Raw genomic sequence first — 25,534 nt, forward strand, 5'->3', positions numbered from 1 at the left:
AAGTGCTGCGCGCCATTTATGATTGGGTGGATGAGCGGTTGGATATTACGCCGTTGTGGCGCGATGTTGCGGACCATGAGGTGCCGGAACACGTGAACCCGGCTCACCACTTTTCTGCTTTTATTTATTGCTTTGGTGGATTGACTTTTTTTGTCGTCGTTATTCAAATCCTATCCGGCATGTTTTTGGCAATGAGTTATGTTCCGGATATTGAAAACGCTCACCGGAGCGTGGATTATCTGCAAAATGAGGTTGCAATGGGTGTCATTGTGCGGGGCATGCATCACTGGGGTGCAAGTGTGGCGATCGTCATGCTTTTTTTACATACCCTGCGCGTGTTTTTCACAGGATCTTACAAACATCCGCGTGAATTTAACTGGATTATCGGAATGTTGATCTTTTTTGTCATGTTGGGCCTTGGATTTACAGGTTATTTGTTGCCGTGGGACAACAAAGCGTATTTTGCCACCAAAGTAGGGGTTGAAATCGCGGCTTCTGTGCCGGTGATCGGGCCTTACATCGCAACATTCCTGCAAGGGGGAGACATCGTAGGTGCTCAGACTCTTGCACGTTTTTATGCTCTGCATGTGTTCTTCCTCCCGGCTGCATTGCTTGCGCTGTTGGGTGCACACTTTATCCTGATTCGTCGTCAGGGCATATCCGGACCTCTATAAGGTCTGCGCGTGAGGAGGGATCCACTTTGGCACATAATCAAGAAGGAAACGACAAACAAGTCCACTATGTGGGAGACTCACGCGTTCGTGCTGACCGTCCGAAGTTATATCCGAAGGACTACGCTGAGTTTCCAGGAAAAACGGAAGCTTTTTTTCCGGACTTCCTTTTAAAAGAGTGGATGGTTGCAGTTGTCTTTTTGGTGGGTTTCATGACCTTGGTCATGTCGGAAGAACCCCCGCTCGGTGAGCTTGCCGACCCGACCAACACCAGCTTTTTGCCTGTTCCTGACTGGTACTTCTTGTTTTTGTACCAATTGCTGAAGTACAAATGGGCAGCTGGGAAATTTGTGGTTGTGGGTACCGTGATCTTGCCGGGGATCGCTTTTACGGCATTGATGCTTGCCCCGTGGCTGGATCGCAGCAAGGATCGCCGCCCTTTGAAACGTCCGGTGGCCACAGGGATTATGGTGACGACCTTGATTGCGATTTCGGCATTAACATGGGCAGCGGAATACGAGCATGAACAGCAATTGGAGTCTGCACCCGGCGAAGCACCGGAAAATACGGAAGTCGTGGCAAAAGACTCTCAAGGGTATCAAATTTATTCTGAAAATGCTTGTATCAAATGCCATGGCGAGAACCTGGAAGGGAAAAACGGACCGAGCTTGCTGGGCGTTGGAAACAAATTATCAGCTGATCAAATCACCAAAATTGTTGAAGAAGGCCGGGGGGCAATGCCTGCCGGAATGTTCCAAGGAAGCCCTGCAGAGGAAAAAGTACTGGTTGAATGGTTGACAAAACAGACGCAAAAATAAGATGAAAAAACCTGGTTGCCAAAGCAACCAGGTTTTTGTTTCAAAGGAGGAATATCAATGAGCATTGCTGTCCTCAAACAGAAGTGGTTGTGGATCATGGAACAACGGTTTTTTTTGCAGGTTTTGTTTGTGATCAATTTGCTGGGATCCATTTACGGATTTTATTGGTACAAAAATCAACTCCTTTGGACAGAGCCGAAATACCTGAATATTTTTGTTCCCGACAGTCCCACTGCCAGTACTTTTTTCTGCCTGGTCCTGCTCTCTTATCTTTGCCATCGCAGAAGCCCGCTTTTGGAGGCATTCGCTTCCATCACTTTGGTGAAATACGGCATATGGGCCGTGGTGATGATCATTTTGGGAGGAATGTTGGATTCGCGTCCTTTTATGGAGGCGTTGACCTGGCAACATTGGATGTTGATCGGCTCTCATCTGGGAATGGCTTTGCAGGCTGTTTTGTATGCTCCTTTTTATACATATGGGGTCCGGGAAATTTTGATTGTCGGTGGGTGGACTTTGCTCAATGATGCTCTGGACTACGGACTCGATATCCATCCGTGGCTGGCGCCCCCGTTGGAGCCTTATGACCATTTGGTCGGTTATTTTACGATGCTGTTAAGCTTGACGACATTGCTTTTCTTTGCAACCTTGTCCATGTTGAACAGTTCTCACCGAAAATGGAATTATGATCTTTGGTTTTCAGCCGGGAAATGATACCGGCTTTTTTTGTTTGGTGGACATAACCGGATGAGATGGCAAATAAACTTGTACTATCGGTGGTGAACGGGAGGGAGTGGTTTTGAGATGGATCATCTGGACTTTGTTGATGGTGTTATGGATCGTCCCGATTGAAAGAGTACAAGCCAATGAAGGCTTTTTTGATGAAAGCCAATCCTGGTCCGGGTTGGCCAATGAAGTGATGAAAAGCATTGAGGAGAAAGATTATTTATCAGCAAGGGAAAAACTGACCGCCTTGTCTCAAAAGTTCTCCAAATCCAATTGGGTGGACAAACAATTAACGGTGCCCGCGATTCATATGTTATCGGGGGTGATCATGGATGTGGAGCGGAATCTGAACCAAATCCGGTCCAATCATGCCGAAATTCACCGTTCCGCGCTTCGCATGCAAATGGCTTTTGATGCTGTGTCTCATCCCCATCAGCCGATGTGGCATCAGTATTACGGCGAGTTCAAGCGGGATATCGGGCAGATCAAGAATGAAATCAAAGCGAAAAATGAAAAAGGTTACAAGCAACAAATTGATCAGTTTTATGAGCATTACCAATTGATCCGTCCGGCGGTCATGATCAGTAAAAGCGAAACAACAGTACAAAAACTGGACTCATTGATGACATGGATCCGGAAGACCAATGATTGGGCCGAACGTGAGCGGGGAATCCGGCAATGGGAAAGGCTTTTGGACCCGTTATTTTTCGGTTCCGAAAAAGATGTCTTGTCCATGGTGTCCCCTTGGGATGAAAAAGAAGTGTTATTAAAAATCGGAGGATGGATCTCCGGGTTGATTGCCGGTGTCCTGGCTTATGTCAGTTGGCGGAGATATCCGCGCACTCAAAAGGTGACGGACTAAAACGTTTTAAAATCAATGTGCTTTCAATTACAGATATTTTCTTTTCATGGATTGATTTTATCAATGAGATCAAAGAAGAAGCTTAAGATTGTCTTAAGCTTCTTGGCTTTTTGATACATAAAAAGTTTCCGGTCGATATTTCTGTCTTGGATTGCCATACTGACAGTTATGACTTTCGGTTTGATGGGAAAACAGGGTATGGAAAAGTGTTTTTTTAGGAGATGGCAAAAAGTTATGATACCGAGGAGAGAATAGAGTTAGCGAAAGTGATCGTCAAGTAGGTAAGGAGAGAAAAACGCCAGCGAGAAAAAATCGGGAGCAGGTCAGTACTTTACCCCTCGACCGCTGGTCAATGTAATGGTCAAACTGATCGATCCCCAGCCGATGGAGCGTTGCAATGACCCTGCAGCAGGAACTTTTGGCTTTATGATCGCTGCTGCCCAACATGTGGAGAAAATTAAAGACACGTTTGAAATGACTCAGCAGGAAGCGGAATTTTTCATCAACGAGCAGTTCAGCGGTTGTGAACTGGTGTTGGATACCCACCGGCTGGCTTTGATGAACGCCATGTTGCACGGCCTGAAAAGCAATATTTTACTGGGGGACTCCCTTTCCAACTTGGGAAAAGAAATGATGAACATGGATGTGATCCTGTCCAATCCGCCGTTCGGAACCAAAAAAGGGGGGGAGCGCCCCACCCGGGATGACCTGACCTACCCTACGAAAAACAAACAGCTCAACTTTTTGCAACATATTTACCGGGCCTTAAAACCCAATGGCAAAGCCCGTGCAGCTGTCGTCTTACCCGATAATGTTCTCTTCCAGGACGGTGATGGCCGCAAAGTGCGGGCCGATTTGATGGACAAATGCAACCTGCACACCATTTTGCGTCTGCCTACGGGGATTTTCTATGCTCAGGGTGTTAAAACCAACGTTCTCTTTTTTACCCGGGGTGTGACTGATCACGGGAACACGAAAGAAGTCTGGTTCTACGACTTGCGCACCAACATGCCCAGCTTCGGCAAACGCAACCCGCTCACCGAAGAGCATTTTGCAGATTTTATTGAAGCATACACCGCCGAAGACCGCCATCAAGTGGACGACCCACGCTGGTCCTGCTATACCCGTGAAGAAATCGCCGCCAAAGGAGATACGCTGGACTTAGGCTTAATCGCAGACAAATCTCTTTCCGACTATGAGAATCTGCCCGATCCCATTGAATCTGCCGAAGAAGCCATCGCCAAGCTGGAACAGGCCATCGCGCTTTTAAATGAAGTCGTTCACGAATTGAAAGTGACCGAGGGGGGATGCAAGTGAGTAAGAAGCAGGGGAAAAAGGGAAAGACGTTAGAGGAGTTGCTGGAGGAAGCGTTGGTGCCAGAGGAGGAGCAGCCTTACCCGGTGCCGGATAATTGGGTGTGGGTGAGATTGAAATCCTTAAACGACAATAAACTAAGTCAAAAAAGTATTGAACCAAGTAAATACGCTGATGAGATTTTTAAATCAAAGGATGTTATCGAATATCCTATTCCCCTCCCACCCCTTCCGGAACAAAAAAGAATTGTCCAACGTGTTGAATCCCTGTTGGACAAAATCAATGAAGCCAAGCAGTTAATTGAAGAAGCGAAAGAAACCTTTGCCAATCGGCGGGCTGCTATCCTTGCAAAAGCCTTTCGCGGAGAATTGACCAAGAAATGGCGTGAAGAAAATCCGGATGTCGAACCAGCAGATATACTGTTAGAACGGATTCGCGAAGAAAGAGAAAAATTGGGAACAAATAAAAAAGGCAAGAAGAGAGATAAGGAACTCCCGCTAATTGATCCACCGTATGAATTGCCAGAGAATTGGGTGTGGGTGAGGTTGGATAAAGTTGTTAGTTTTATTGGGGGAGGTACACCATCAAAGAATGAACAAAGGTTTTGGAATGGAAATATTCCTTGGGCAACTGTTAAAGATATAAAAAATATTTATCTAAGTAAAACATTTGATTCTATAACAAAAGATGGATTAGATAATAGCACATCTTCAGTTGCTAATCCAGGTGAAGTATTACTCGTCACGAGAATGTCCCCAGGAAAGAGTACCATTACGCAGATACAAACAGCTATAAATCAAGATTTGAAGATAGTAAGGCCAAAAATAGAGATTTTGCCTTTCTTCTTATGGATGTATTTTACTTTAAACATGTCATTAATTGAGTCTTTGTCAACAGGTTCAACTGTAAAAGGGATACAAGTTGCTAAATTAAATAAATTACCATTTCCTTTACCACCTCTCCCAGAACAAAAAGAAATTGTCCGACGAGTCGAATCCCTGTTGGACAAAAAACATGAAGCCAAGCAGTTGATTGGTTTAGAAGAGAAATTAAATCAGTTAAAACAATCAATTCTTCTTAAAGCCTTTCGTGGTGAACTTGGCACAAATAACCCTGGAGAGGAAAGTGCTATTGAGCTCCTGAAAGAAACGCTGCTGAAACAAATTAAACCAACTACCAAAAATCAAGAAAAAAATGTCCAACAAGAACTTGAATTTAACTGATCATATAATTCTTTCCGTAAAGCTGGGAACTTCCCAGCTTTTTTATCAATAAAGGCAAGTGACGAAGTAGAGGTAGAAGCGGATTGCTCCCACCTGCTAACCTCGAGAGGGGTATGGATTGGAAAAGGAAAGATGGGGTATTATTAATATTCAAGGTCAATTAAAAGATTAACAATAATAAAATAAAATCCAGTTTCCAAAGAGTTATTTTGGACTACTGGGGTTGTAAGAGAATTAAATTATTAATAATTTTAGAAATTTCAAAGGTAATCGAAATCGATTGAGTAAATCAAAGAGCTGCCTTCCAACCGGGCAGCTCTTTTGATTTAGGGAATGGAATCATGGTTTTGGGCGCTTCTTATTTTTATTCGTAGAAAGCAATCAGTTTTTGTCAAAAACACAGATGTCAAGATAATGGGATTTAGTGACGCGGGCAAAGAAAACGATCAAACCCGTTGATTATAATGTAAACAAGTTTGTAAAACAAACAAACCCTTCCAAACACCGACAAACAGGAGTGCATGGGAAAGGAAAAACAAAAAAGAACCGGAAAACCCCTGTTTCAAGGGCTTTCCGGTTCAGGGCCGATGGTGATTGCTGTAAGCGATGGTTTTTTCATAACTGAATCCTTCGCCCAGAACATCTCTGGCATCGCCGACAACGACAAAAGCTTGCGGATCGATTTGATGGACGATTTGTTTCAGTTTGGGCAGTTCGTTGCGGCCAACCACCACATACAAAACCTCGCGCGTTTTCCCGGTGTATCCGCCGCGTCCGGTCAAAATGGTGACGCCGCGATCCATCTTTTTGACAATGGTGCCGGCCAATTCCTGAGGGCGGTTGGACACGATGGTGACGGCTTTGGATGCGTTTAAACCTTCAATGACAAAGTCGATGACCCGTGCGCTGATAAAAACGGAAACCAACGTGTACATGGCCATGTCCAGCCCGATAATAAAGACAGATGAGAGAATGACGCCGAAATCAAACATCAACATGGTGCGGCCGATGCTCCAGCCGTAAAATTTGTTTACAAGCCGGGCGATAATATCCACGCCGCCGGTCGTGCCGCCGGTCCGGAAAATGAGCCCCAGGCCGATTCCCACCAACACTCCGGTATACAAAGTGCACAATAAGGTGTCTTCCGGCGGGGGACCGAACCATGTGACAATGTTTTTGGTGATTTCCAAGAAAAAGGAGGAAGAGGCGATCCCAAGGATCGTATAAATAAAGGATTGTTTTCCAAATACTTTGTATCCGACAAAGAGAAGAGGTATATTTAAAAGCAGGATCACCAGACCGGGCGAAAAGCCGAACAAATAAAACAGAAGCAGGCTGATCCCGGTAAATCCTCCTTCAGCCAAATTGCTGGGGATGGCAAAATAGTTGATCCCCATGGCAAAAATCAGTGAACCGGTCAAAAGGATCACGATCTTGGAAATATGTAAAAGAATTTTGTTTTTTTTCATTTGGATTCTCCTTGTCAAAGGATCATTTCCGATATATTATACATGCCCTGATTTCCAGGTTCAATGCTTGAAAAAGATCGGTATAATGAAGGAGATTGAGTTTGTACAGTATTTTACGTTAACATGAGTATGGAGCAGGAGGGTGAAGCAATGGCAGGCAAAACGATCAATGACCTCCAAAAAGAGGTTGATCAATATATCGGTCAGTTTAAGGAAGGATATTTTCATCCGTTATCCATGCTGGCCCGCCTCACGGAAGAAGTGGGGGAGCTGGCGCGGGAAGTGAATCACCGCTACGGCGAAAAACCCAAAAAGCCGGAGGAGGAAGAAAATTCGATTGAAAATGAGTTGGGGGATCTTTTGTTTATCATTACTTGTTTTGCCAACTCGTTGGACATCGATTTGGAAGAGGCTTACCAAAAAGTGATGGACAAATACCAAACGCGGGATGCCGACCGTTGGACGCGGATTGAAGACAAATAAAAACATCAAGGGAGAAGAGGAGACGAAACACCATGAAGATTCGAGTCATCGTAGCCGGAGCAAGCGGAAGAATGGGACGGGAAGTTGTGAAGATGTTAACAAAAACCGAAGACTTGGAACTGGTCGGAGCCACATCCCGAACCCACGCGGGAAAGGATGTCGGAGAAGTGATTGGAATCGGGCCGTTGGGGGTCTCCTTTGTTTCCTCCACACTCGAAGCCATCAGTAAAACCCGGGCGGATGTATTGGTGGACTTTACGACACCGGAAGTGGTGAAAGAAAATATGGAACTCGCCATGGAGGCGGGCGTTCGTCCGGTGGTGGGAACCAGCGGGTTGTCTGAATCGGATATAAAATCCCTCCGGGAAATGAGTGAACAAACCGGGGTGGGTGCGATCATTGCTCCCAATTTTGCCATTGGTGCTGTATTGATGATGGTTTTTGCGCAAAAAGCGGCGAAATATTTACCCCATGTGGAAATTGTGGAATCCCATCATGACCGGAAACTGGACGCCCCCTCGGGAACGGCGGTCAAAACAGCCGAGATGATTCAGAGAAGCCGGGTTGAATTAAAACAAGGACATCCGGAAGAAAAAGAGTTGCTCGAAGGGGCCCGGGGCGCTTATGTCGGCGGTTTCCGGATTCACAGTGTCCGGTTGCCCGGATTGGTCGCTCACCAGGAAGTGATGTTTGGCGGCGATGGGCAATTGCTGACGGTAAGGCATGACTCTTTCGACCGGGAATCGTTCATGCCGGGCGTGAAATTGGCGATTGAAAAAGTGATGACGTTGGACAAGCTGGTCTACGGTTTGGAAAATATCTTGGAGTTGTGATCAAAGGAGAATGGAACCGTGCCTCATCCGATGAATCATTTTGTAATCCTGGATGGTTTTACTCCGCTTGAACCGTTGCCTCGTCTCGCAGAGCACTTGGGGTTGAAAAGTTTATGGATCAAACGGGATGATTTGACGGGACTGATGTTTGGGGGAAATAAACTCAGGAAATTGGAATATTTGATCGGGGATGCTTTGGCCAAGGGGTGTGATCTGGTGATCACCGGAGGCAGCCCCCAATCCAATCATGCCCGGCTGACGGCTGCGGTTGCCAATAAGGCCGGCATGGAGACCTGGTTATGTTTTGCCGGTCGCCATATGGGGATGCGGCAAGGAAACTTGCTGCTGAATCATATTATGGGAGCGACCATGTTCACAACAGGGGTTTATGGATCAAAAAATTTGTATCAGGCGATGAAAGAGAAAGCGGCCGAAGCCGAAAAAGAAGGGAAAAAACCTTACACCATTCCGGTCGGCGGATCGACTCCGGTCGGAGATTACGGCTACCTTCGCGCTTGGAGAGAGCTGGAGGAACAGCGGGAAAAGAAACAGCTTCCTCCTTTTGATGAAATTTATGTGGCAGCCGGTTCCGGCGGGACGATTGCCGGATTGCTGGCCGGGATTCATTTATATCCGCAAAAAACGAAATTGATGGGAATCAGCGTTTGGGAATCGAAAGAGACTTTATATCAAGAGATTCAGAATTTCACTTCCCAATTGTTGTCATGGGTGGGTCATGACCAGTCGGTTTCCATGGATGCTTTGAAATTGTTTGATCAATACATCGGGAAAAAATACGGGGTCCCGTCCAAAGACGGCAATGAAGCCATTCGTCTGCTTGCGCGTTTGGAAGGCATCATGGCCGATCCGGTTTATACGGGAAAAGCCCTGTCGGGATTGATTGACCGGTCCCGGAAGGGGCTGTTAAAGGATAAACACGTGTTATTTTGGCACACCGGCGGAACTCCGGCTGTCTTTACCCACGCTTCTTCCCTTTCACAGGATGAAGCGTGATTTCAAGCACCAAACCAAGCAGGGAACTTTTAAAAAATGAGACAGGAAAAGAGGGTGTGAAGTGAATACTACAACCGTTGATATTTTAGCATTTGGCGCTCATCCTGATGATATTGAAATCGGGGCGGGCGCCTTGGTGGCAAAACATACAAAAAACGGCTATTCTGTTGCTTTTTGTCATTTGACGGATGCCGAGCTTTCTTCCAACGGGACGGTGGAGCTTCGCAAACAAGAAGCGAAGAAAGCCGAGGCGATCCTGGGAGTGGAAAAAAGCATTTATCTGGGCTTCCCGGACCGGGGGCTGACCGGCAGCAAGGAACAATTGTCAAAAATGACGCAGGTGATCCGCAAGCTCCGTCCCCGTGTGGTGCTCGCCCCCTATTGGAAAGACCGGCATCCGGATCACGTTCAGTGCAGCAAAATGGTCACAGAAGCGGTGTTTGACGCAGCCATCCGGAAGAAAGAAACGCCTGGCGGCGAGGGAGCCCATCGTGTGGAGCAAGTTTATTATTATTTTATTAATCACATGGGTGAAGCGGATGTGGTTGTGGACGTTTCGGATGTTTACGAGTTAAAAAAGCAAGCCTTGCTTGCCTACCGCAGCCAGTTTTCCCCCGGGGAAGGACAGGTTCAAACCCCGCTGAACCAGCCCGCATATTTGGCTATGATTCAAGGCCGGGATCAGTTATGGGGGCAACAAATCGGTGCACGCTATGGGGAAGGATTGGTGAGTCCTCATCCGGTAAAAAAAGATTTTCTTTAAAGATGAAGGAGGATTTGGATGCGAATCGGGATTACTTGTTATCCGTCACACGGGGGATCTGGCGTGGTAGCCACCGAACTGGGCAAACTATTGGCCGAAAAAGGGCATGATATTCACTTTATTACATATGACATGCCTTTCCGGTTGGGAAACTTTCACCAAAATATCCGGTATCACGGGGTTGAGGCCAACCGGTATGCGGTTTTTAAGTATCCGCCCTATGATTTGTCGCTCGCCAGCCGGATGGCACAAGTGGCGAAAACATATGATTTGGACTTGCTCCATGTTCATTATGCCGTCCCGCATGCCATAGCCGCCGTGTTGGCCAAACAAATGGTGGGGGAAAATTTGAAGGTCGTCACCACCCTGCACGGAACCGACATCACCGTGTTGGGGGAAGATCCATCGCTGAGGGACATTATTTGTTTCGGAATCCGGCAGAGTGATGCGGTGACGGCGGTATCGGAGGATCTTGCCAAACAAACGAAATCCCTTTTTTGTCAGGATTACGAAAAGAGGATTGACTGCATTTACAACTTTGTTGATACAAGGGTGTATTATCCGCGGGATGTTTCCGACCTTCGGAAAAAGTATGTGGATCCGGATGAAAAGCTGTTGCTTCACATCTCCAATTTTCGTCCCGTCAAAAGGCCGATGGATGTGATTGAGATCTTCCGCAAGGTGAGTGAATCCGTGCCGGCCCGGTTGTTGATGGTGGGCGAAGGACCCGAGCTTCCACGGGTGATTGATCAGGTGAAACAATGGGGGATGGAAGACAGGGTCATCTTTTTGGGAAAACAGGATGAAGTGTCCCGGCTGATATCCCTGGCCGATTTGGTGCTTCTTCCCTCTGCCAAGGAAAGTTTTGGTCTGGTGATTCTGGAGGCCATGGCTTGCGGGGTTCCGGCCGTTGCATCTGATGCGGGAGGAATCCCGGAGGTTGTTGAACACGGGAAAACCGGTTTTTTGTCCCCGGTAGGCGCGGTGGATGAAATGGCTGGTTATGCCGTTCAATTGTTGCAGGATCCCGAGATGCATGATTCGTTTGCAAAAGCGGGCCTGCAAAGAGCAAGAACGGTGTTCAGCGGGATGAAGATCGTTGAACAATATGAAGAAATTTATCGTCGGGTGATTAACGGGTGAGTTGGTGATCTTCCATGGACCATCGAAAAATGGCGGCGCTTCATGTGATGGAGAAACTGGAACAAGCGGGTTATCAAGCTTATTTGGTTGGCGGATGCGTCAGGGACGAATGCTTGGGAAAGATTCCCCAAGATTATGATGTAACGACTGATGCCCGGCCTGAACAAGTGATGGAGATCTTTGAAAAAGTGATCCCGACCGGAATCCGGCATGGAACGGTGATGGTGGTGGAACAGAAAGTCCCGGTTGAGGTGACAACGTTCCGAACCGATGGAAAATATTCTAATCACCGGCAACCGGAAAAAGTGGAGTTTGTGCAATCGTTGAAGGAGGATTTGAAACGCCGGGACTTTACGATGAATGCCATGGCCAAGGACCGAAACGGCCGCATCATCGACTACTTTGGCGGGCGGAAAGATCTGGATGAAGGAATCATACGCACGGTGGGCGATCCGTCGGAACGTTTTCAGGAAGATGCACTCCGGATGCTGAGGGCGATTCGCTTTGCCAACCAATTCCGGTTTGTTTTGGATCCGGCGACAGAAGAAGGCATCTGCCGGCACCGGGACAAGGGAAGCTATTTGTCGGTCGAAAGGGTGACTTCGGAACTCAACAAAATGTTTGATGCCGATACCGTGTCTCAAGGATTCCGTCTTCTGTTTCTAACACGCCTGATCCATTTCCTCCCTCCTTTTCGCCGGTGGGATCTCCCGGATGAGGCGGTGAAGGCAACGCCACGGATTGATCAGATGAAAAGCCGGACGGTGAGATGGGCGTATCTGCTCCATTTATGCGGCACCCGCCGGGATCAGTTGGCGGAACGGCTCCGCCAGTTAAAGCTTTCCAAAAAGGAGAATAAAGAAATATCGGCTTGTTTTTCGCTGGCTTCCCAGTGGAAAGATCCGGTTGATTCCATGAGCCGGGAAGACTGGTGCCGTCTCTTGCTGGCAGAAGGGCCGGAGATTGTGGCCAACGCGGCAAATCTGGCCAAACTGACCGGCCCCGACACACGGCGGATTCCTTCTGATTCACAGCTTGTACAGTGGTGGAACGGCCTGAAGATTCATCAAGCCCGGGAGTTGAAGGTAAGCGGCCGGGATTTCGTCCGGCACTGCGGATGGGAAAAAGGCCCGTGGATTGGTAAAGTCCTGCAGGTTCTTATGGAACAAGTGGCACTTGGAAAACTTCCCAATGAGAAAGAAATTTTGCTGAAGGAAGGGTGTAAAATTGGAGCGCTCCATCAGAAATGAAATTGTTCGCTTATTCGTCGAGAATCCGGACGAATCCTTGTCAGGTGAAGAACTGAGCCGCCGGATCGGATGCAGTCGCGCAGCCGTTTGGAAACAGATTGAAGAGCTGAGGAAACAAGGCTATGAAATTGAGGCCAAACCCCGACAAGGCTACCGGTTAAGGTACCGCCCCGACCGGGTTGCTCCCGAAGAGATTTATCCCCATTTGCAGACGGAGCGGTTGGGGTGTGAAATCCGATATGTCGAATCCACGCCTTCCACGCAAAACATTGCTCATCAATGGGCAAAAGACGGGGCTCCCGAAGGGGCCGTCGTAATCGCGGAGGAACAGGTGAACGGGCGTGGAAGGATGGGAAAAGCCTGGCATTCTCCACCAAGGTCGGGGATCTGGATGAGCCTGATTTTGCGCCCTCCCATTTCGTTGGCGGAGGCGTCCCAATTAACCCTGCTGGCGTCGGTGGGGGTTCAGGAGGCCATTTCGAAAGAAACGAATTTGCCGACAAAAATAAAATGGCCCAATGATATTTTGGTGCAAGGAAAAAAAGTGTGCGGGATTTTGACAGAAATCCGGGGGGAACACGACCGGATCCACTATGTCATTATGGGGATTGGAATGAATGTCAACACAGAAGCCAAAGATTTTCCGGAAGAACTGGCGAATGTCGGAACGTCGCTAGCCATGGAGACGGGTCGCAAAATCCACCGCGCTTCTTTGGTGGCGGCATTGTTAAAAGAACTGGAACAAACGTATTTCCTTTATTTGCAACAAGGTTTTTCCCCCATTCGAAAAAAATGGGAAGAAAAAGCGGGGATGCTGGGGCAAGTGATCACGGCCCGTTCCACGCAAAGCACCATCACCGGTTTGGCAGAACACTTGAATGAACAAGGGGCATTGCTGATCCGGACTTCTTCCGGTGTTGTTCCGGTTTATTCCGCGGAGATCGAATGGCAATAAAAAACGGACAAGACGAGAAAAAACTCGTCTGTCCGTTTTTTATTTTTTGGCATAAAATCTTTATAATGTTTGCCTATTATATTTATTAATAATATACTTTATATTATAATATATCTAAATAGTACGACAACGTACTGTTTGGAGGGGGGAGCGTTTGGCGGAAATCAAAGGGCAGGAATTATCGCCGATTGACCGTTTTTTTCAAACGGAAGTGTGTCTCAAAGAGCAGCAGGCGCGGATTTTGTCGGCAGCTGCGAAAGCGCTTTCGAAACGGGGTTATGTTGCCACGACGGTGAGTGACATTGTCGCATTGGCTCATGCATCCAAATCCACCTTTTACAAGCATTATCCCAATAAAAAAGCGGTGTTGAGCCATCTTTTCGATCTGGTTTCAGGCGCAGTGGTCCGGCGCGTGGAAAAGAAATTGCGTGATTATCCCCCGACAACGGCAAAACGGACTTATCAGGCGATCAGGGAATATATCGGGATGTGTCTGACATATCAGGAGCTGGCCAAGCTGCTTTTGATCGATATCATCGGATTTGTCCCGGAGTTGCAGGAAAAACGTGAAGAGATGATGCGATTTTTTGCTGGTATTTTCCAAAGGGAATTAATGATGCTTAAAACAGAAAATGAGAAATGGATTATCTCCAATGCCATGGTGGGGGCGATTCATCAAGTGGTGATCCAATCTCTGTTGTCAGATAAACAGCCGGACGTGGATCACATCGCAACCATTTTGGAAAAAATGCTGAGCAAGATTTTGCGGGAAGAATCGGGAAAGGGGGTGTAAAAGGGTTGCAGAAAAAGCGGGTGGTTTCCGGCTTGATTGCAGCTGTGATCCTTGCCGGGGGAGGTTGGGCCGCCGCCATCAAAGTCCCGTGGTCCGAGATATCGTTTGAAGACTTTGATTTAAGTGGAACCCTTGCCAAAATCCATGAAAGAACAGAGCAACTCGGCAATGTAAATCAAGGGATCATTCAGGGGATCCGAAAGCTGGAAGAGCAATCGGGAAAAACAAAAGAAGTGAATCAAAAGTTGGCCCGGGTGGGAGAGTTGGCCGGCGCCCAGGTGGAACAGCTGAATCAAATCCGGGTGGTTACCGGCCAGCAAGTCCCGTTGAGCCAAAACTTGCACAGTCTCAGCCAGCGGTTGGCCAAGCAGATGGACACCATTTCCAAAAGCGGGGGAAAACAGGCAACGCAAGCGGGCCAATTGAAGAAAATCACGGAACAAACCGAGGCCAATCTGAATGAAGTCTTGCAGCAAAATGAGTTATTGGAGAAAAAGTTGGGACAAGCTGCCGAGATGGCCGAACAAGTGAAAAACTCTCTGCCTTAAAGGAGGGAGAAAATGCTGAGGATTATTCAAGTGCTCGGGATCTTGTGCCTGACGGCTTTGTTGATCAACGGTGTCACCATGACCCAACAGATGAAAAAGATCCAGAGCAGCTTGGACAAAAATTTGAAAGCGGTTCAACAATTGAATCAGGTGCAGGGAAACATCATTCAAAAGAATGAGGAATTAACCCGGATGACTCAAACGCTGGATCAATTGGACGGTGATTTGAACGGAACCATCCAACAAACGGGAAAAACGTTAGATTCTTTGTCTGAAGTGGTCCATTACATCAGTGGAAGTTTGGATTTGAACCGTCAAACTTACCAATCTTCCATCAACACCGGCAAAGAGATCGAAAAAGTGAATCAAACGCTGGCAGAGATGGAACCGCATTTGAAAAAGTTGGATCAATTATTGGGCCAATTATCCAAAACGACGCAAAAAGATCAGGAGCATATGAAGCGGTTGAATGAGTCGACGGAATCCTTAAACGGGAAAATTCCGGGAGTGAAATGAGCATGAGTAAATCATCATTGGGTTTATCCGCATTAACTTGTGTTTTGCTGATTGTGCTTGCCGGAAACACTTGGCTGCAATTGGGGCTTCAGGATCGCATTGCCAGCGATTCCAAAAAACTGAAAGAAACGCTGGATCAATCGGCGGCAAAGTCTGAGCAAATGAATAAACAATTGGAAACGATTGCTGTCATCAAGCAAAAAACAAATCAGTTGCAACATAAAATCACGAAAATTCAAAACAATACAGGGGAATTGGAGGGGGAGTTGATCCAATTAGATCAAGTGGTGGCGTCGATTGCGGATCATGTTGAATGGATCGGAAAAGAGACCAATGCCACCACGGCCGGCTTAAACGGGATCAAGACATCTCTTGCCAACAGTGCCGGGTATTTGCAGTCCATGGCAGAAAGCAATCAGAAAATCCGCCAGTCACTTGCCAATATGGTATCGACACAAAAAGAAATCAACAAAAATTTGGAAGAAATGAATTACAAGACGGATTTCATCCCTCCGCTCAGGGGGAAAGAACAATGAAAAAATCATGGAACCGGCACCATGTGAAGACAGGATTGATCGGACTTTTGTTGGTTCTTTTGAGCATGCCGTTTTTAAGCGGATTCAGCGACCATGTATTGCTTACTTCGTTATCCAAGTATAACATTTTTCAAATCACCAAAGATCTGGTGGGATTGACAGACCGCATGATTGATGAGACCGAAGCTTTGGAGGATCAGGTCAAACAAGCGGGGCAGTCTTTGGGGGTGTTGGATCGGCAATTGACATTGGCGGATCAACAAATCCGGATCAACCAAGGCATCCGTTCGGAGCTTGAATCGCAATTGCAGGGAAATATATCCGCCCGCGACAAGATGGAGGAAATCTTGATCCGGCAAAAGGAAACCTCCGCCTTGACGGGGCAAGTTTCCGCAAGAACAAACGAAATATCCGGACAGATGGAGCAAGTGATCGGGGATTTGGGCAATGTTGCAGCCGTCACCGGAGACATCGGGAAAAACAGTCAGCAACTTCACCCGCTGATGGATGATTTGATGGTGGAATTAAACAAATCGTATGACAATTTGCGTTTCATCCGGCGGATTGTTGAATGGCTGGATGATCTCAAAAGAAAGATCGGCCTGAGTGGTTCCGGATCCGGTCAGACGACAGGGGGGGGAGTCACATGAGGATACCATGGCTGATCGCTAATGTGGTATTGTTGATCTTATTTGGAGCCGGTACCTATCAACAAATTGTAAACCAAAAAAATACGAACCTGGTGATGGAAGAAGTTTACCAAAATATTTCCCGCTCCAGAGCGTTGACAGAACAGACAAACCGGCATTTGGCCCCGCTTTCACAAACGGCCGCCGTGATGCAAGAGATGAATCAACAATTGTCGGATACGAAAAAGCGCCTGAATCATATGAATGAGAAAATCGGGCGGGTGAATGCCAGTGAACAAAAGATTATCACCGGCTTGGATGAATTGAACGAATATACCAAAAATGTATATGAAGGATTAGGGGAAATTTCCTCTCAAAACAAAGAAATCAAGCAGTTGAGCCAAACCATTTCCGAACAGTCAAACCGTGAGAATCGAAGTTTATTGGACTTATCCAAACTTACTCGTCAATCGATTCAAGAATTAAATCAATTAAATAAAAAACTGGCATGGCTTGGTTTATTGCCTTGATCACGAAGGAGTTTCCGGCATGTTTTTCAGTATGCTATATTTGGTGGATATTTTGGGAACCGTGGGTTGTGCAGCGATGGCAATCTATGCTGTCATCCGGCAGCGTCCGATGATTCAGTGGTTGTGGAGGCTGATTTTCATCAACCTGATTTATCTTGCAATAACTGGAATCAGTTTGTTGTTTTAACCACAAAGGACCCGGATTCCTATTAAAATCCGGGTTTTTTTATGGTTATATAAGAAACATTCATTTCAAATATTATTGAAAGGGTTTACTTGTTTAGTTAAATTTGCTTTAATGATAATGTTATTTTTGGCTTCATAAAACCGAAAGGAATGAAGAACGCGATGATGGACTATATAGGCATCATAGGTATCTTTATCGTGATGGGCGTGGCATGGTTGTTTTCAGAAAACAAAAAAGCAATCAACTACAAAGCCATCGGTATTATGTTGGTTCTTCAGGTGATTGTGACCTGGGGGATGTTGAGCACTCAGATCGGGGCCATCATCATTAACGGCGTTTCTGCCGGGATTTTAAAGCTGGTCGATTTTGCCCATGCCGGGATCGACTTTGTGGTGGGCGGATTAAAGCCGGAAGGTGTGGATACAGTCTTTGTCATTGATGTGTTGTTGCCCATTGTTTTCTTCTCGGCATTTATGGCCGTTCTGACTTGGATCGGGATTTTGCCCTGGGTGATCCGGGTTGTGGGGGCTGTGGTTTCCAAAATCACCGGGCTTCCGAAATTGGAAAGTTTTAATGCTGTCAGCTCCATCTTTTTTGGACAAAGTGAAGCGTTGCTGGCGATCCGCACTCATCTGGACGGATTGAAACGCGAGCGGCTGTATATGCTTTGTGCCTCTGCGATGGGATCGGTCAGTTCGACGATTATCGGAGCGTATATGACCATTTTGCCTCCGACCTATGTACTGGTGGCATTGCCGCTCAATATGTTCAGTGCGCTGATTATTGCCTGCATATTGATGCCGGTGCAGGTGGACAGTGAAAAAGATGTGATCCAAATTTCCAACGACCGGCGCCGCGGGTTGTTTGAAGTGATCGGGGAAGGGGCATCCGACGGCATAAAGCTGGTGGCCATCATCTCCGGGATGTTGATCGCATTTATCGCACTGATGGAAGGAATCAACTTTGTAACCACCAACTTGACCGGATTGACCTTGCCAAACATTTTGGGGTATATCCTGATGCCGTTTGCCGTGATTTCCGGTGTTCCGGTGTCTGAAGCGGTGACGGCCGGCGGTGTGATGGGAACCAAAATCATTTTGAACGAATTCGTTGCCATGTTGCAATTCCAAGAATTGACTCCCAAATTAAGCGAAAAGACGGTTGCCGTGGTGTCCACTTATTTGGTGAGTTTTGCCAACTTCAGTTCCATTGGCATCATTGCCGGAACCTTTAAAGCGATCTCTGAAAAACAAATGCCGGTGGTGGCCGGTTTCGGATTGAAATTATTATTCGGCGCCTCCCTGGCCAGCTTCCTGACGGCGGCAATGACCGGATTGTTTATTTAAAACGAAAAACCTTGCCCAGCGGATTTTTTCGCTGGGTTTTTTCATGAAAATATTGCATTCAGGAGGAAGATCCGATACGTTAAAAGAGATAGGCAACATCTGTGGAAGAGTTGCACTATCGTTTTCCTGTTTTTTTTCAAAAGGTCAATATTTGAGTTTATGAATCTGCTTCGAGCCATTGGGACGGGGACAGAAAGGTAACGGATACCTGCGCCTTTTTTCGTCTCGGGTGGATGACGAATAAAAGGCGTTTTTTCTCTCGCCCAAGGGCCCAAATTTGGGAGGGAGTTTTGATGACGGGAAAAAAAGTGACCAAACGAACGTTGCTCGGCATGAAGCAAAAGCAAGAGCCGATCGCCATGATTACAGCCTATGATTATCCTTCTGCGCGTCTGGCGGAGGAAGCGGGAGCCGATATTTTGCTGGTGGGCGATTCCTTGGGAATGGTCGTTTTGGGCTATGATTCGACCATCCCCGTGACGCTGGATGATATGTTGCATCATACCAAAGCGGTGACCCGGGGAGCCAAAAAAGCAATGGTCATTGCTGATTTGCCGTTTGCAACCGCCCATTTGCCGGAAGGGGAAGTGTTGAAAAGCGCAGCCCGCCTGATGCAGGAAGGACTGGCTTACGGGGTGAAAATGGAAGGCGGCATCGAAATTGTTGACAAGGTCAATAATTTAACCATGGCAGGGATTCCCGTGATGGGGCATCTCGGTTTGACCCCCCAATCCGTGAATCAATTGGGCGGGTATTTGATCCAGGGAAAAGATTTGCCTGCGGCGAGACGTTTGCTTGATGCGGCGCAACGGTTGGAAGAAGCCGGAGCATTTGCAATCGTGTTGGAATGTGTTCCGGAAGAATTGGCGGAACTGGTGACCAAAAAGGTGGGGATTCCCGTGATCGGGATCGGTGCAGGACGCCATTGCGACGGCCAGGTTTTGGTGTATCATGATTTGTTGGCCATGGCCGGCGACTTCCGGCCATCCTTTGTCAAGGTTTATCAAGATGCCGGGAAAGTCATCCGCAAAGGGATTGCAGACTATGTGCAAGAGGTGAAAGAGAGAAGCTTCCCGGCGGAGAACCATGTCACTCACTTAAAAGATGAACTGATTCATGAATTATACGGATCCAGTGAAGGAGAAACAGACCAATGAAAATCATCCAAACGGTCGCTGAAATGCGAAAGGAATTAAAAAAGCAAACCGGAACGATCGGCTTTGTGCCGACCATGGGCTTTTTGCATCAAGGCCATCTCAGTCTGGTGGAACGGGCAAGGAAGGAAAACGATGTGGTGGTCCTGTCCATTTTTGTCAACCCTTTGCAGTTTGGCCCCAATGAAGACTATGACCGGTATCCGCGGGATCTTGACCGGGATGCCGGACTGGCTGAAAAAGCCGGAGTGGACTTCATCTTTCATCCGGATGTCAAGGAAATGTACCCGGAGGCTCCGCTGACACAAGTGGATGTGAAACAAATTACGGAACGGTTATGCGGAAAGAGCCGGCCCGGTCATTTTGCAGGCGTGGCCACAGTGGTCAGCAAGCTGTTTCATATCATTCAGCCGGACCGTGCTTATTTCGGTTTAAAAGATGCCCAGCAAGTGGCCGTGATCGAACAAATGGTCCGGGATCTCCATTTTCCGGTTACGATTGTCCCTTGTCCGATCGTCCGTGAAGAAGACGGCCTGGCCATGAGTTCGCGAAACGTTTATCTGACTCCGGAGGAAAGAGAACAAGCGCTGGTGATTTCCCAATCCTTACAGCAAGCCAAAGAGCGGATAGAAAAAGGCAAACTGGTGGAAGCCCGCGATGCCATCCGGTTTATTACGGAACAAATTGAAACCCGGCCGCTGGCACGCATCGAATATGTGGAAGCGGTGAGTTATCCGAAATTGGAACCGGTGGAACGGTTGGACCGCACGACGGTCTTGGTGGCGGTGGCTGTTCACTTTGGAAAAACGCGTTTGATCGATAACTTTTTGTATGAAGGAAAGGGGGAGTGAAACATGTTCCGGTTCATGATGAAAGGGAAAATTCACCGCGCCACGGTGACGGAAGCCAATTTGAATTATGTGGGCAGCATCACGATTGATGAAGAAATTTTGGAGAAAGTGGACATTTTGCCCAATGAAAGAGTCCAAGTAGTCAACAACAATAACGGAGCCCGTTTGGAGACGTATGTGATTCCTGGAGAAAGAGGCAGCGGAGTGATTTGTTTAAACGGAGCGGCTGCCCGCAAAGTGCAACCCGGAGATCAAGTGATCATCATGTCTTATGTGATGTTGAAAGAAGAAGAGGCACGGAAACATCAGCCGAAAATCGCCATCATGGATGAAAACAACCGGATTGTGGAATTGATCGGGGAAGAGGTTCACGGTGTCATTTTGTAAACCGGGCCGTATCCCGTTTTTAAAAACTTCAATTGAAACTCCCGCACCCAAGAGGCGGGAGTTTTTTTGTGAAAAAAGGTATGGAAAAGGAAGCACGGAGTTAGGCTAACAACATAAACGATGTTGTGGATGGAGGAGAAAAAATGGTTCATCAACAATGGCTGAAATGGGCGGAGTCCGCGATCAAAGAGATTGAAAAAAATTATTCCCAAAGCCCGGCATCCAAGCGGCCGGTATGGCGCCGGCGTTTCATGGAAATCAAGCGGTCTTGCGATGAAATGTTGGAAGCTTGGGCAAAAGTGGAAGAGCAATTGGCGGAACTGACGAAGAAATATCCCGGTTTATCGTCATCAGTCGAGGAGTTTGAAGAAGAGTTTTGGTTAAACGAATCAGCAGTGCGGCAGTTTCGCCAGGGACAGGGATATTACGGACTCACGATGTTTCAAGAGGCGGGAAATATTTTTAAAAAGGTCATCGATGATGAACCGGATTTTTTATTGGGCCGGATTTATTACGGGCTGACGCTTTTCCATGAAGGAAAGTTTACCGAAGCGAGCCGTCAATTCCAATTGGTATCCAACACGGCAAGGCATGAGGCGTTTGCCGGTTTTGCCCGCCACATGCTGGGGTGTATTGCGGTGAAGGAAGGGGATGACCACGCGGCAATCCGTCAGTTTAAAAAAGCGGTGGAGCTCATGTCGGACCACAGCGACGCTTGGTTCAACATGGGGGTTTGCCACTATCGTTTGAAGGAATACCATGAGGCCATTCCTTGTTTTTATCAGGCTTTGTCGACCAATCCGGATGATTGGGAGTCCATGTATTATCTTTCGCATTGCTACCGTGAGATCAAGGAATGGGGAAGTGTTTCTTTCTGGCGGTTGGCAACTTATGAAAAAACCAAACATCCGCATGTGTTGGAATCGATTGCTCATGATTATGAAGAAATGGGGTTGCCGCACAAAGCTTTGGAATGGTATCGGCGTTTGGCCGCGAAACATCCGAAGCATCCGGGAGCCTATCATGGAATGGCATGGAATCTTTTTTTAACCGGAAAATCAGATGAGGCTTTCAGTTGGATCAAAAAAGGGTTGACCTTGTTTCCGAAACACTCGGGATTGTTGTTGGCTTATGTTTGGATGTGTATGGATGTCCATGATCATCACCGGGCGGAAAAAGCGTTGAATGCCTTGCCGGATGAGGTGGCGGAAGAACCCGTGTGGACGGCGGTGCGTTCCAGGCTTTCCATTCATACCGGAAATGTGAATGAAGCCGCCGATTTAGCCGAGAAGCTGTTAAAACAAGAGAATTCATCGATTCGGGCGATGGGGCATTATCACAAAGGACGGGCTTTGATGGAAAAAAGAGATCTCCAGGAAGCGATTCAACATTTCCGCCAGGCTCAAAAGTTGGTTTCATCTTGGAAGGATCCGTTGTTTTTTGAAGGGATTTGCCATTTGATTGAAGGTCATCCGGATGCCACCCGTGATTGCTGGAGTCAATTATCCTTAAAAAATGAGGTGTGAATCATGCATACCATGTGGAAAGGATCGATCAGTTTCGGTCTTGTCAATATTCCGGTGAAAATGTATGCAGCCACCGAGAGCAAAGACATTCGTTTCCGTTACCTTCACAAAGAATGCCGGACACCGATCAAAACCGTACGGACTTGTCCGCATTGCCAGCGGGAGGTTCCTTGGGATGAAGTGGTGAAAGGATTTGAATATGCCGATGGAAAGTTTGTGATGCTCGAAAAAGAGGAGTTGGATGCCATTGCGCCGGATCCGGACAAGGCCATTGAGATTTTGGATTTTGTCGAGTTAAAAGAAATTGATCCAATTTATTTTAACAAAACCTATTACTTGGGGGCACAGGATGAAAACAACAAGGCTTATGCCTTGCTTCGGCAAGCCTTGGAAGAAACCGGGAAAATCGGGGTGGCCAAGGTGACGATCCGTTCCAAACAATCCTTGGCCGTAATTCGGATTTACCGGTCCTGCCTCGTGATGGAGACCATTTTCTATCCGGATGAAGTCCGGAACATCGAGGAAGTCCCGTATGTGCCCGACAATGCGAAAGTGACGGAAAAAGAATTAAAAATGGCGACCCAATTGATTGAACAATTGACCACCAAGTTTGATCCCGAAAAATACAAAGACGAATTCCGGGCAGCTGTCCAATCCGCCATCGACAAGAAAATAAACGATGAAGAAATCGTCGAATCCCCGCATCGCCGGCCGGAAAAAGTGGTTGATTTGATGGAAGCGCTGCAAGCCAGTATCGATGCCACGAAAGGGAAAAAAAATGGCCGCAAGAAGAAAGCTTCTTCCTAACGGGCATGCCAATAGCGCAGATAAGTTTCATGTTGTGTGGGGTTTTTGTAGAGAAAACGATGGTTGGCATCATAATGATACTCATATTGGCGGTAATGTTCCACAATCCAGTAACCGTTTGCACCGGTGGGAGCCGAAAGGGCAGGCTCGGCCTCAACCTTTTTGGATCCCACTTTTTCCATCACATATTCAACCCGGGTCAAGTTTCCGGTTTCGGGTTCGGCAGAGGAAGAGACGGCTTTATCAATCGGGACGAGAGTTTTTCCCAGCCACAAACCGCCGGTCATCATGGCGGCGATGCCGATCATGGCAAGAAGGGGTTGAAAAAGTGAGGAACGGATCCACTTCATATAAATCCCTCTTTCTTGTTTTTAAGATGTATATGACTTTTTCTCAAACGATAGAATCACTGATTGATTGCAGGATGTTTTGTTATAATAAGAGTAATCAGGAAAAAAAGGAAGGCAGGTACTGATGAAAGTTTCTGAAATGTTGGAAAAATACCGCCGAGATCATCAACATCCGGTCAATCGGGGAACCCATATGATCGGCATTCCAATGATCATTATTTCGCTGCCCCTGTTTTTCTTTCATTGGAAATGGGCACTGGGGTTGTTTGTGGCGGGATGGATGTTTCAGTTCATTGGTCATGCGTTTGAGGGAAAAAAACCGACTTTTTTCTCCAATCCGCTTTATTTAATCATCGGTCCGTATTATTTTTTGCGCAAGCTGTTGCGCAAAACCAAATAATCGCCGCGCCGGAAAAACGGGCGGCCGGAAGAAAAAACGGCTCCCGCAAAAAGTGGGGAGCCGTTTTTTTATCAACAAAATTGATCGGTGGGTTTCGGGTTTTTTAATGTAAAAAGCGGGCGCAATTTGACGCCGACATAACTTCCCAATAATGCAAAGACAGCCCAAACCCAGCCGTGCAGGCTGAAGGAGGCAATCCCGCTGAAATAAGCGCCAATGTTGCAACCAAATGCCAGACGGGCGCCATATCCCATGATGATTCCGCCGATCAGAGAAGCGGCCGCCACTTTGGGGGTGATTTTTTGCAGTTTAAAGGTTCCGCTGATGGCGGCTGAAAACAAAGCGCCGAAGATAATGCCAAAATCCATGATGGAGGTGGTGTGCGCCAGGACGGATTCTTTCAAAGCTTGTTCGTTTGCCCCGGACCAATAACTCCATGAAGCCACATCGATTCCGGTTGCTTGCAAAATTTTCGATCCCCAGAGCACAAAGGCGGAAGTGATTCCCCATGGTTTTCCGCTGAAGAAAAGAGTCAGGCTGTTTAAGACAGCCAACAGAACCGCCGCCGTCCATAGCGGCCAGGAACCCCGGATGATCCGTTTCCATCCCCGGGTGGTGGGAACCGGTTTCCGAAAGGGAGCGTTTCTCTTTTTCGAAATCCAGGAGACCGCAAGATAGATCAGCGCACAAACCGCCAGCTGGACCACCAACGCCGGTCCGTATCCCCAACCGGTGGAGGTGGCTAAAGAAAACGCCCCGAAGCTGGGAAGCCCTTGCCAGAAATCCCAATTCCATGCGGCCAAAACCGATCCGATGATAAATCCGGTCAGGGTCAGCAACAAGGAGGATCGTCCTCCAGCAACATGGAATAAGGTTCCGGACGCGCAAGCCCCTCCCAACTGCATCCCGATTCCGAACAAAAAGGCGCCGACAATCATGGCTGTGCCGACGGGAGACAAGTTGGGTTGCGGAGCGGCACCGGTCCAAGTGACTCCTGTTGCAAAGATGATGGAAAAAAGGATGCTGGCAACCGACAGCATCACCATATGGGCCTGGATTCCTTGCCCTTGCCCGACGGTGAGGAGTTGCCGGAATGCCGAAGTAAATCCAAATCGTGCATGATACAAGGTCATTCCCAACAAAAAGCCGATTCCATACAAAAGGCTTTGGTGGGAGCCTTGTTGCCATAAAATGACCGATCCCAAAAGAAGAAACAACAATCCGGATGCCCATGCCAGTCCGGTTTGGACCGAAGGCAAGGGAGAGGGATTGACCGGACGGGTTGTTGATTTCAATGAAGTCGAGATCATGGCCATCCCCAATCACTTCCTTTCCGATTAATATAGTTGGTTTTTGGGATAAAAAAATCATTCCTATGAGTACAATATATTACCATGAAAAATCATAATTGGAAACCGGAATAATCGGTTTAAAGGCCCCAAATTTTTAC

At 47.3% G+C, this 25,534-nt stretch carries 29 protein-coding genes and 1 pseudogene; 27 read left to right on the forward strand and 3 right to left on the reverse strand.

What is annotated here, in order from left to right:
* Nucleotides 1-2 precede the first annotated feature (2 nt).
* The 6 genes and pseudogenes from qcrB to ATH33_RS03415 all read left to right on the forward strand — a co-directional run bounded on the left by qcrB (nucleotide 3) and on the right by ATH33_RS03415 (nucleotide 5,614).
* Nucleotides 3-674, forward strand: coding sequence for a menaquinol-cytochrome c reductase cytochrome b subunit (gene qcrB / locus ATH33_RS03390; protein WP_037995230.1), 672 nt, complete (start codon nucleotides 3-5; stop codon nucleotides 672-674).
* 26 nt (nucleotides 675-700) lie between these two features.
* Entirely contained in the window at nucleotides 701-1,489 is a 789-nt protein-coding gene (locus ATH33_RS03395) for a menaquinol-cytochrome c reductase cytochrome b/c subunit (protein ID WP_037995228.1), read from the forward strand.
* A gap of 57 nt (nucleotides 1,490-1,546) precedes the next feature.
* Nucleotides 1,547-2,203 (forward strand): DUF1405 domain-containing protein, encoded by a 657-nt coding sequence (locus ATH33_RS03400; RefSeq protein WP_181729117.1) that lies wholly within the window; start codon nucleotides 1,547-1,549, stop codon nucleotides 2,201-2,203.
* Between the two features lie 85 nt (nucleotides 2,204-2,288).
* Nucleotides 2,289-3,077, forward strand: a complete 789-nt coding sequence (locus ATH33_RS03405; RefSeq protein ID WP_037995225.1) for a sporulation protein YpjB — start codon at nucleotides 2,289-2,291, stop codon at nucleotides 3,075-3,077.
* A gap of 288 nt (nucleotides 3,078-3,365) precedes the next feature.
* Nucleotides 3,366-4,394 (forward strand): annotated as a pseudogene (locus ATH33_RS03410) (HsdM family class I SAM-dependent methyltransferase); the annotation flags it as partial.
* Nucleotides 4,391-5,614, forward strand: coding sequence for a restriction endonuclease subunit S (locus ATH33_RS03415; RefSeq protein ID WP_049720008.1), 1,224 nt, complete (start codon nucleotides 4,391-4,393; stop codon nucleotides 5,612-5,614). The pseudogene ATH33_RS03410 and the gene ATH33_RS03415, both read left to right, overlap by 4 nt.
* Before the next feature lie 578 nt (nucleotides 5,615-6,192).
* Here ATH33_RS03415 and ATH33_RS03420 read toward each other — a convergent pair.
* On the reverse strand, nucleotides 6,193-7,083 hold the full coding sequence (locus tag ATH33_RS03420; protein WP_037995467.1) for a YitT family protein: 891 nt from the start codon (nucleotides 7,081-7,083) through the stop codon (nucleotides 6,193-6,195).
* 150 nt (nucleotides 7,084-7,233) lie between these two features.
* On the opposite strand from ATH33_RS03420, the gene ATH33_RS03425 reads away from it, so the two are divergent.
* The 20 genes from ATH33_RS03425 to ku all read left to right on the forward strand — a co-directional run bounded on the left by ATH33_RS03425 (nucleotide 7,234) and on the right by ku (nucleotide 23,334).
* The gene (locus ATH33_RS03425; protein WP_037995465.1) at nucleotides 7,234-7,566 is read left to right on the forward strand and encodes a nucleotide pyrophosphohydrolase; all 333 of its coding nucleotides are present in this window, start codon (nucleotides 7,234-7,236) and stop codon (nucleotides 7,564-7,566) included.
* A 32-nt stretch (nucleotides 7,567-7,598) separates the two neighbouring features.
* Nucleotides 7,599-8,399, forward strand: coding sequence for a 4-hydroxy-tetrahydrodipicolinate reductase (gene dapB / locus ATH33_RS03430; protein WP_049720010.1), 801 nt, complete (start codon nucleotides 7,599-7,601; stop codon nucleotides 8,397-8,399).
* A gap of 18 nt (nucleotides 8,400-8,417) precedes the next feature.
* A complete protein-coding gene (locus ATH33_RS03435; protein WP_062842978.1) occupies nucleotides 8,418-9,413 on the forward strand; it encodes a 1-aminocyclopropane-1-carboxylate deaminase/D-cysteine desulfhydrase in 996 nt (331 codons plus the stop codon).
* A gap of 61 nt (nucleotides 9,414-9,474) precedes the next feature.
* Nucleotides 9,475-10,176, forward strand: coding sequence for a bacillithiol biosynthesis deacetylase BshB1 (bshB1, locus tag ATH33_RS03440; RefSeq protein WP_037995464.1), 702 nt, complete (start codon nucleotides 9,475-9,477; stop codon nucleotides 10,174-10,176).
* Nucleotides 10,177-10,194: 18 nt separating this feature from the next.
* Nucleotides 10,195-11,319 carry an N-acetyl-alpha-D-glucosaminyl L-malate synthase BshA gene (bshA, locus tag ATH33_RS03445; protein WP_049720012.1) on the forward strand — a complete coding sequence of 375 codons (1,125 nt, stop codon included), beginning with the start codon at nucleotides 10,195-10,197 and terminating at the stop codon, nucleotides 11,317-11,319.
* A gap of 14 nt (nucleotides 11,320-11,333) precedes the next feature.
* Complete coding sequence (locus tag ATH33_RS03450) at nucleotides 11,334-12,569, forward strand: CCA tRNA nucleotidyltransferase (protein WP_062842979.1); 1,236 nt, start codon at nucleotides 11,334-11,336, stop codon at nucleotides 12,567-12,569.
* Nucleotides 12,547-13,524, forward strand: coding sequence for a biotin--[acetyl-CoA-carboxylase] ligase (locus ATH33_RS03455; protein ID WP_037995459.1), 978 nt, complete (start codon nucleotides 12,547-12,549; stop codon nucleotides 13,522-13,524). The genes ATH33_RS03450 and ATH33_RS03455 overlap by 23 nt, the downstream gene beginning before the upstream one ends.
* Nucleotides 13,525-13,678: 154 nt before the next feature.
* Complete coding sequence (locus ATH33_RS03460) at nucleotides 13,679-14,317, forward strand: TetR/AcrR family transcriptional regulator (protein ID WP_062842980.1); 639 nt, start codon at nucleotides 13,679-13,681, stop codon at nucleotides 14,315-14,317.
* Nucleotides 14,318-14,322: 5 nt separating this feature from the next.
* Nucleotides 14,323-14,865 (forward strand): hypothetical protein, encoded by a 543-nt coding sequence (locus ATH33_RS03465; protein WP_037995455.1) that lies wholly within the window; start codon nucleotides 14,323-14,325, stop codon nucleotides 14,863-14,865.
* A 12-nt stretch (nucleotides 14,866-14,877) separates the two neighbouring features.
* Nucleotides 14,878-15,381, forward strand: a complete 504-nt coding sequence (locus ATH33_RS03470; RefSeq protein ID WP_037995453.1) for a coiled-coil domain-containing protein — start codon at nucleotides 14,878-14,880, stop codon at nucleotides 15,379-15,381.
* Nucleotides 15,382-15,383: 2 nt separating this feature from the next.
* Nucleotides 15,384-15,917 carry a hypothetical protein gene (locus ATH33_RS03475; protein WP_121874050.1) on the forward strand — a complete coding sequence of 178 codons (534 nt, stop codon included), beginning with the start codon at nucleotides 15,384-15,386 and terminating at the stop codon, nucleotides 15,915-15,917.
* A complete protein-coding gene (locus ATH33_RS03480; RefSeq protein ID WP_121874051.1) occupies nucleotides 15,914-16,567 on the forward strand; it encodes a hypothetical protein in 654 nt (217 codons plus the stop codon). Before ATH33_RS03475 ends, ATH33_RS03480 begins: the two co-directional genes overlap by 4 nt.
* Complete coding sequence (locus ATH33_RS03485; RefSeq protein ID WP_121874052.1) at nucleotides 16,564-17,076, forward strand: hypothetical protein; 513 nt, start codon at nucleotides 16,564-16,566, stop codon at nucleotides 17,074-17,076. Before ATH33_RS03480 ends, ATH33_RS03485 begins: the two co-directional genes overlap by 4 nt.
* A gap of 19 nt (nucleotides 17,077-17,095) precedes the next feature.
* Nucleotides 17,096-17,263: a hypothetical protein gene (locus tag ATH33_RS13515; protein WP_156097734.1), complete on the forward strand. Its 168-nt coding sequence runs from the start codon at nucleotides 17,096-17,098 to the stop codon at nucleotides 17,261-17,263.
* Between the two features lie 161 nt (nucleotides 17,264-17,424).
* On the forward strand, nucleotides 17,425-18,609 hold the full coding sequence (locus tag ATH33_RS03490; protein WP_037995447.1) for a NupC/NupG family nucleoside CNT transporter: 1,185 nt from the start codon (nucleotides 17,425-17,427) through the stop codon (nucleotides 18,607-18,609).
* A 293-nt stretch (nucleotides 18,610-18,902) separates the two neighbouring features.
* The gene (gene panB / locus ATH33_RS03495; protein WP_037995446.1) at nucleotides 18,903-19,766 is read left to right on the forward strand and encodes a 3-methyl-2-oxobutanoate hydroxymethyltransferase; all 864 of its coding nucleotides are present in this window, start codon (nucleotides 18,903-18,905) and stop codon (nucleotides 19,764-19,766) included.
* The gene (gene panC / locus ATH33_RS03500) at nucleotides 19,763-20,614 is read left to right on the forward strand and encodes a pantoate--beta-alanine ligase (protein ID WP_121874053.1); all 852 of its coding nucleotides are present in this window, start codon (nucleotides 19,763-19,765) and stop codon (nucleotides 20,612-20,614) included. The genes panB and panC overlap by 4 nt, the downstream gene beginning before the upstream one ends.
* Nucleotides 20,615-20,617: 3 nt before the next feature.
* On the forward strand, nucleotides 20,618-21,001 hold the full coding sequence (gene panD / locus ATH33_RS03505; protein ID WP_037995445.1) for an aspartate 1-decarboxylase: 384 nt from the start codon (nucleotides 20,618-20,620) through the stop codon (nucleotides 20,999-21,001).
* 143 nt (nucleotides 21,002-21,144) lie between these two features.
* A complete protein-coding gene (locus ATH33_RS03510; RefSeq protein WP_121874054.1) occupies nucleotides 21,145-22,527 on the forward strand; it encodes a tetratricopeptide repeat protein in 1,383 nt (460 codons plus the stop codon).
* A gap of 3 nt (nucleotides 22,528-22,530) precedes the next feature.
* The gene (gene ku / locus ATH33_RS03515; RefSeq protein ID WP_121874055.1) at nucleotides 22,531-23,334 is read left to right on the forward strand and encodes a non-homologous end joining protein Ku; all 804 of its coding nucleotides are present in this window, start codon (nucleotides 22,531-22,533) and stop codon (nucleotides 23,332-23,334) included.
* On the opposite strand, the gene ATH33_RS03520 is transcribed toward ku, so the two are convergent.
* On the reverse strand, nucleotides 23,331-23,684 hold the full coding sequence (locus ATH33_RS03520) for a hypothetical protein (RefSeq protein ID WP_037995440.1): 354 nt from the start codon (nucleotides 23,682-23,684) through the stop codon (nucleotides 23,331-23,333). The genes ku and ATH33_RS03520 overlap by 4 nt on opposite strands.
* A 124-nt stretch (nucleotides 23,685-23,808) precedes the next feature.
* Here ATH33_RS03520 and ATH33_RS03525 point away from each other — a divergent pair, with 124 nt between their 5' ends.
* Entirely contained in the window at nucleotides 23,809-24,084 is a 276-nt protein-coding gene (locus ATH33_RS03525; protein WP_037995438.1) for an Mpo1-like protein, read from the forward strand.
* 71 nt (nucleotides 24,085-24,155) lie between these two features.
* Here the strand turns inward: ATH33_RS03525 and ATH33_RS03530 are convergent, their stop codons facing one another.
* Nucleotides 24,156-25,400: a YeeE/YedE family protein gene (locus ATH33_RS03530; RefSeq protein WP_121874056.1), complete on the reverse strand. Its 1,245-nt coding sequence runs from the start codon at nucleotides 25,398-25,400 to the stop codon at nucleotides 24,156-24,158.
* Between the last annotated feature and the right edge of the window lie 134 nt (nucleotides 25,401-25,534).

This window comes from Thermoactinomyces vulgaris, from assembly GCF_003688725.1.
Lineage (GTDB): Bacteria > Bacillota > Bacilli > Thermoactinomycetales > Thermoactinomycetaceae > Thermoactinomyces > Thermoactinomyces vulgaris.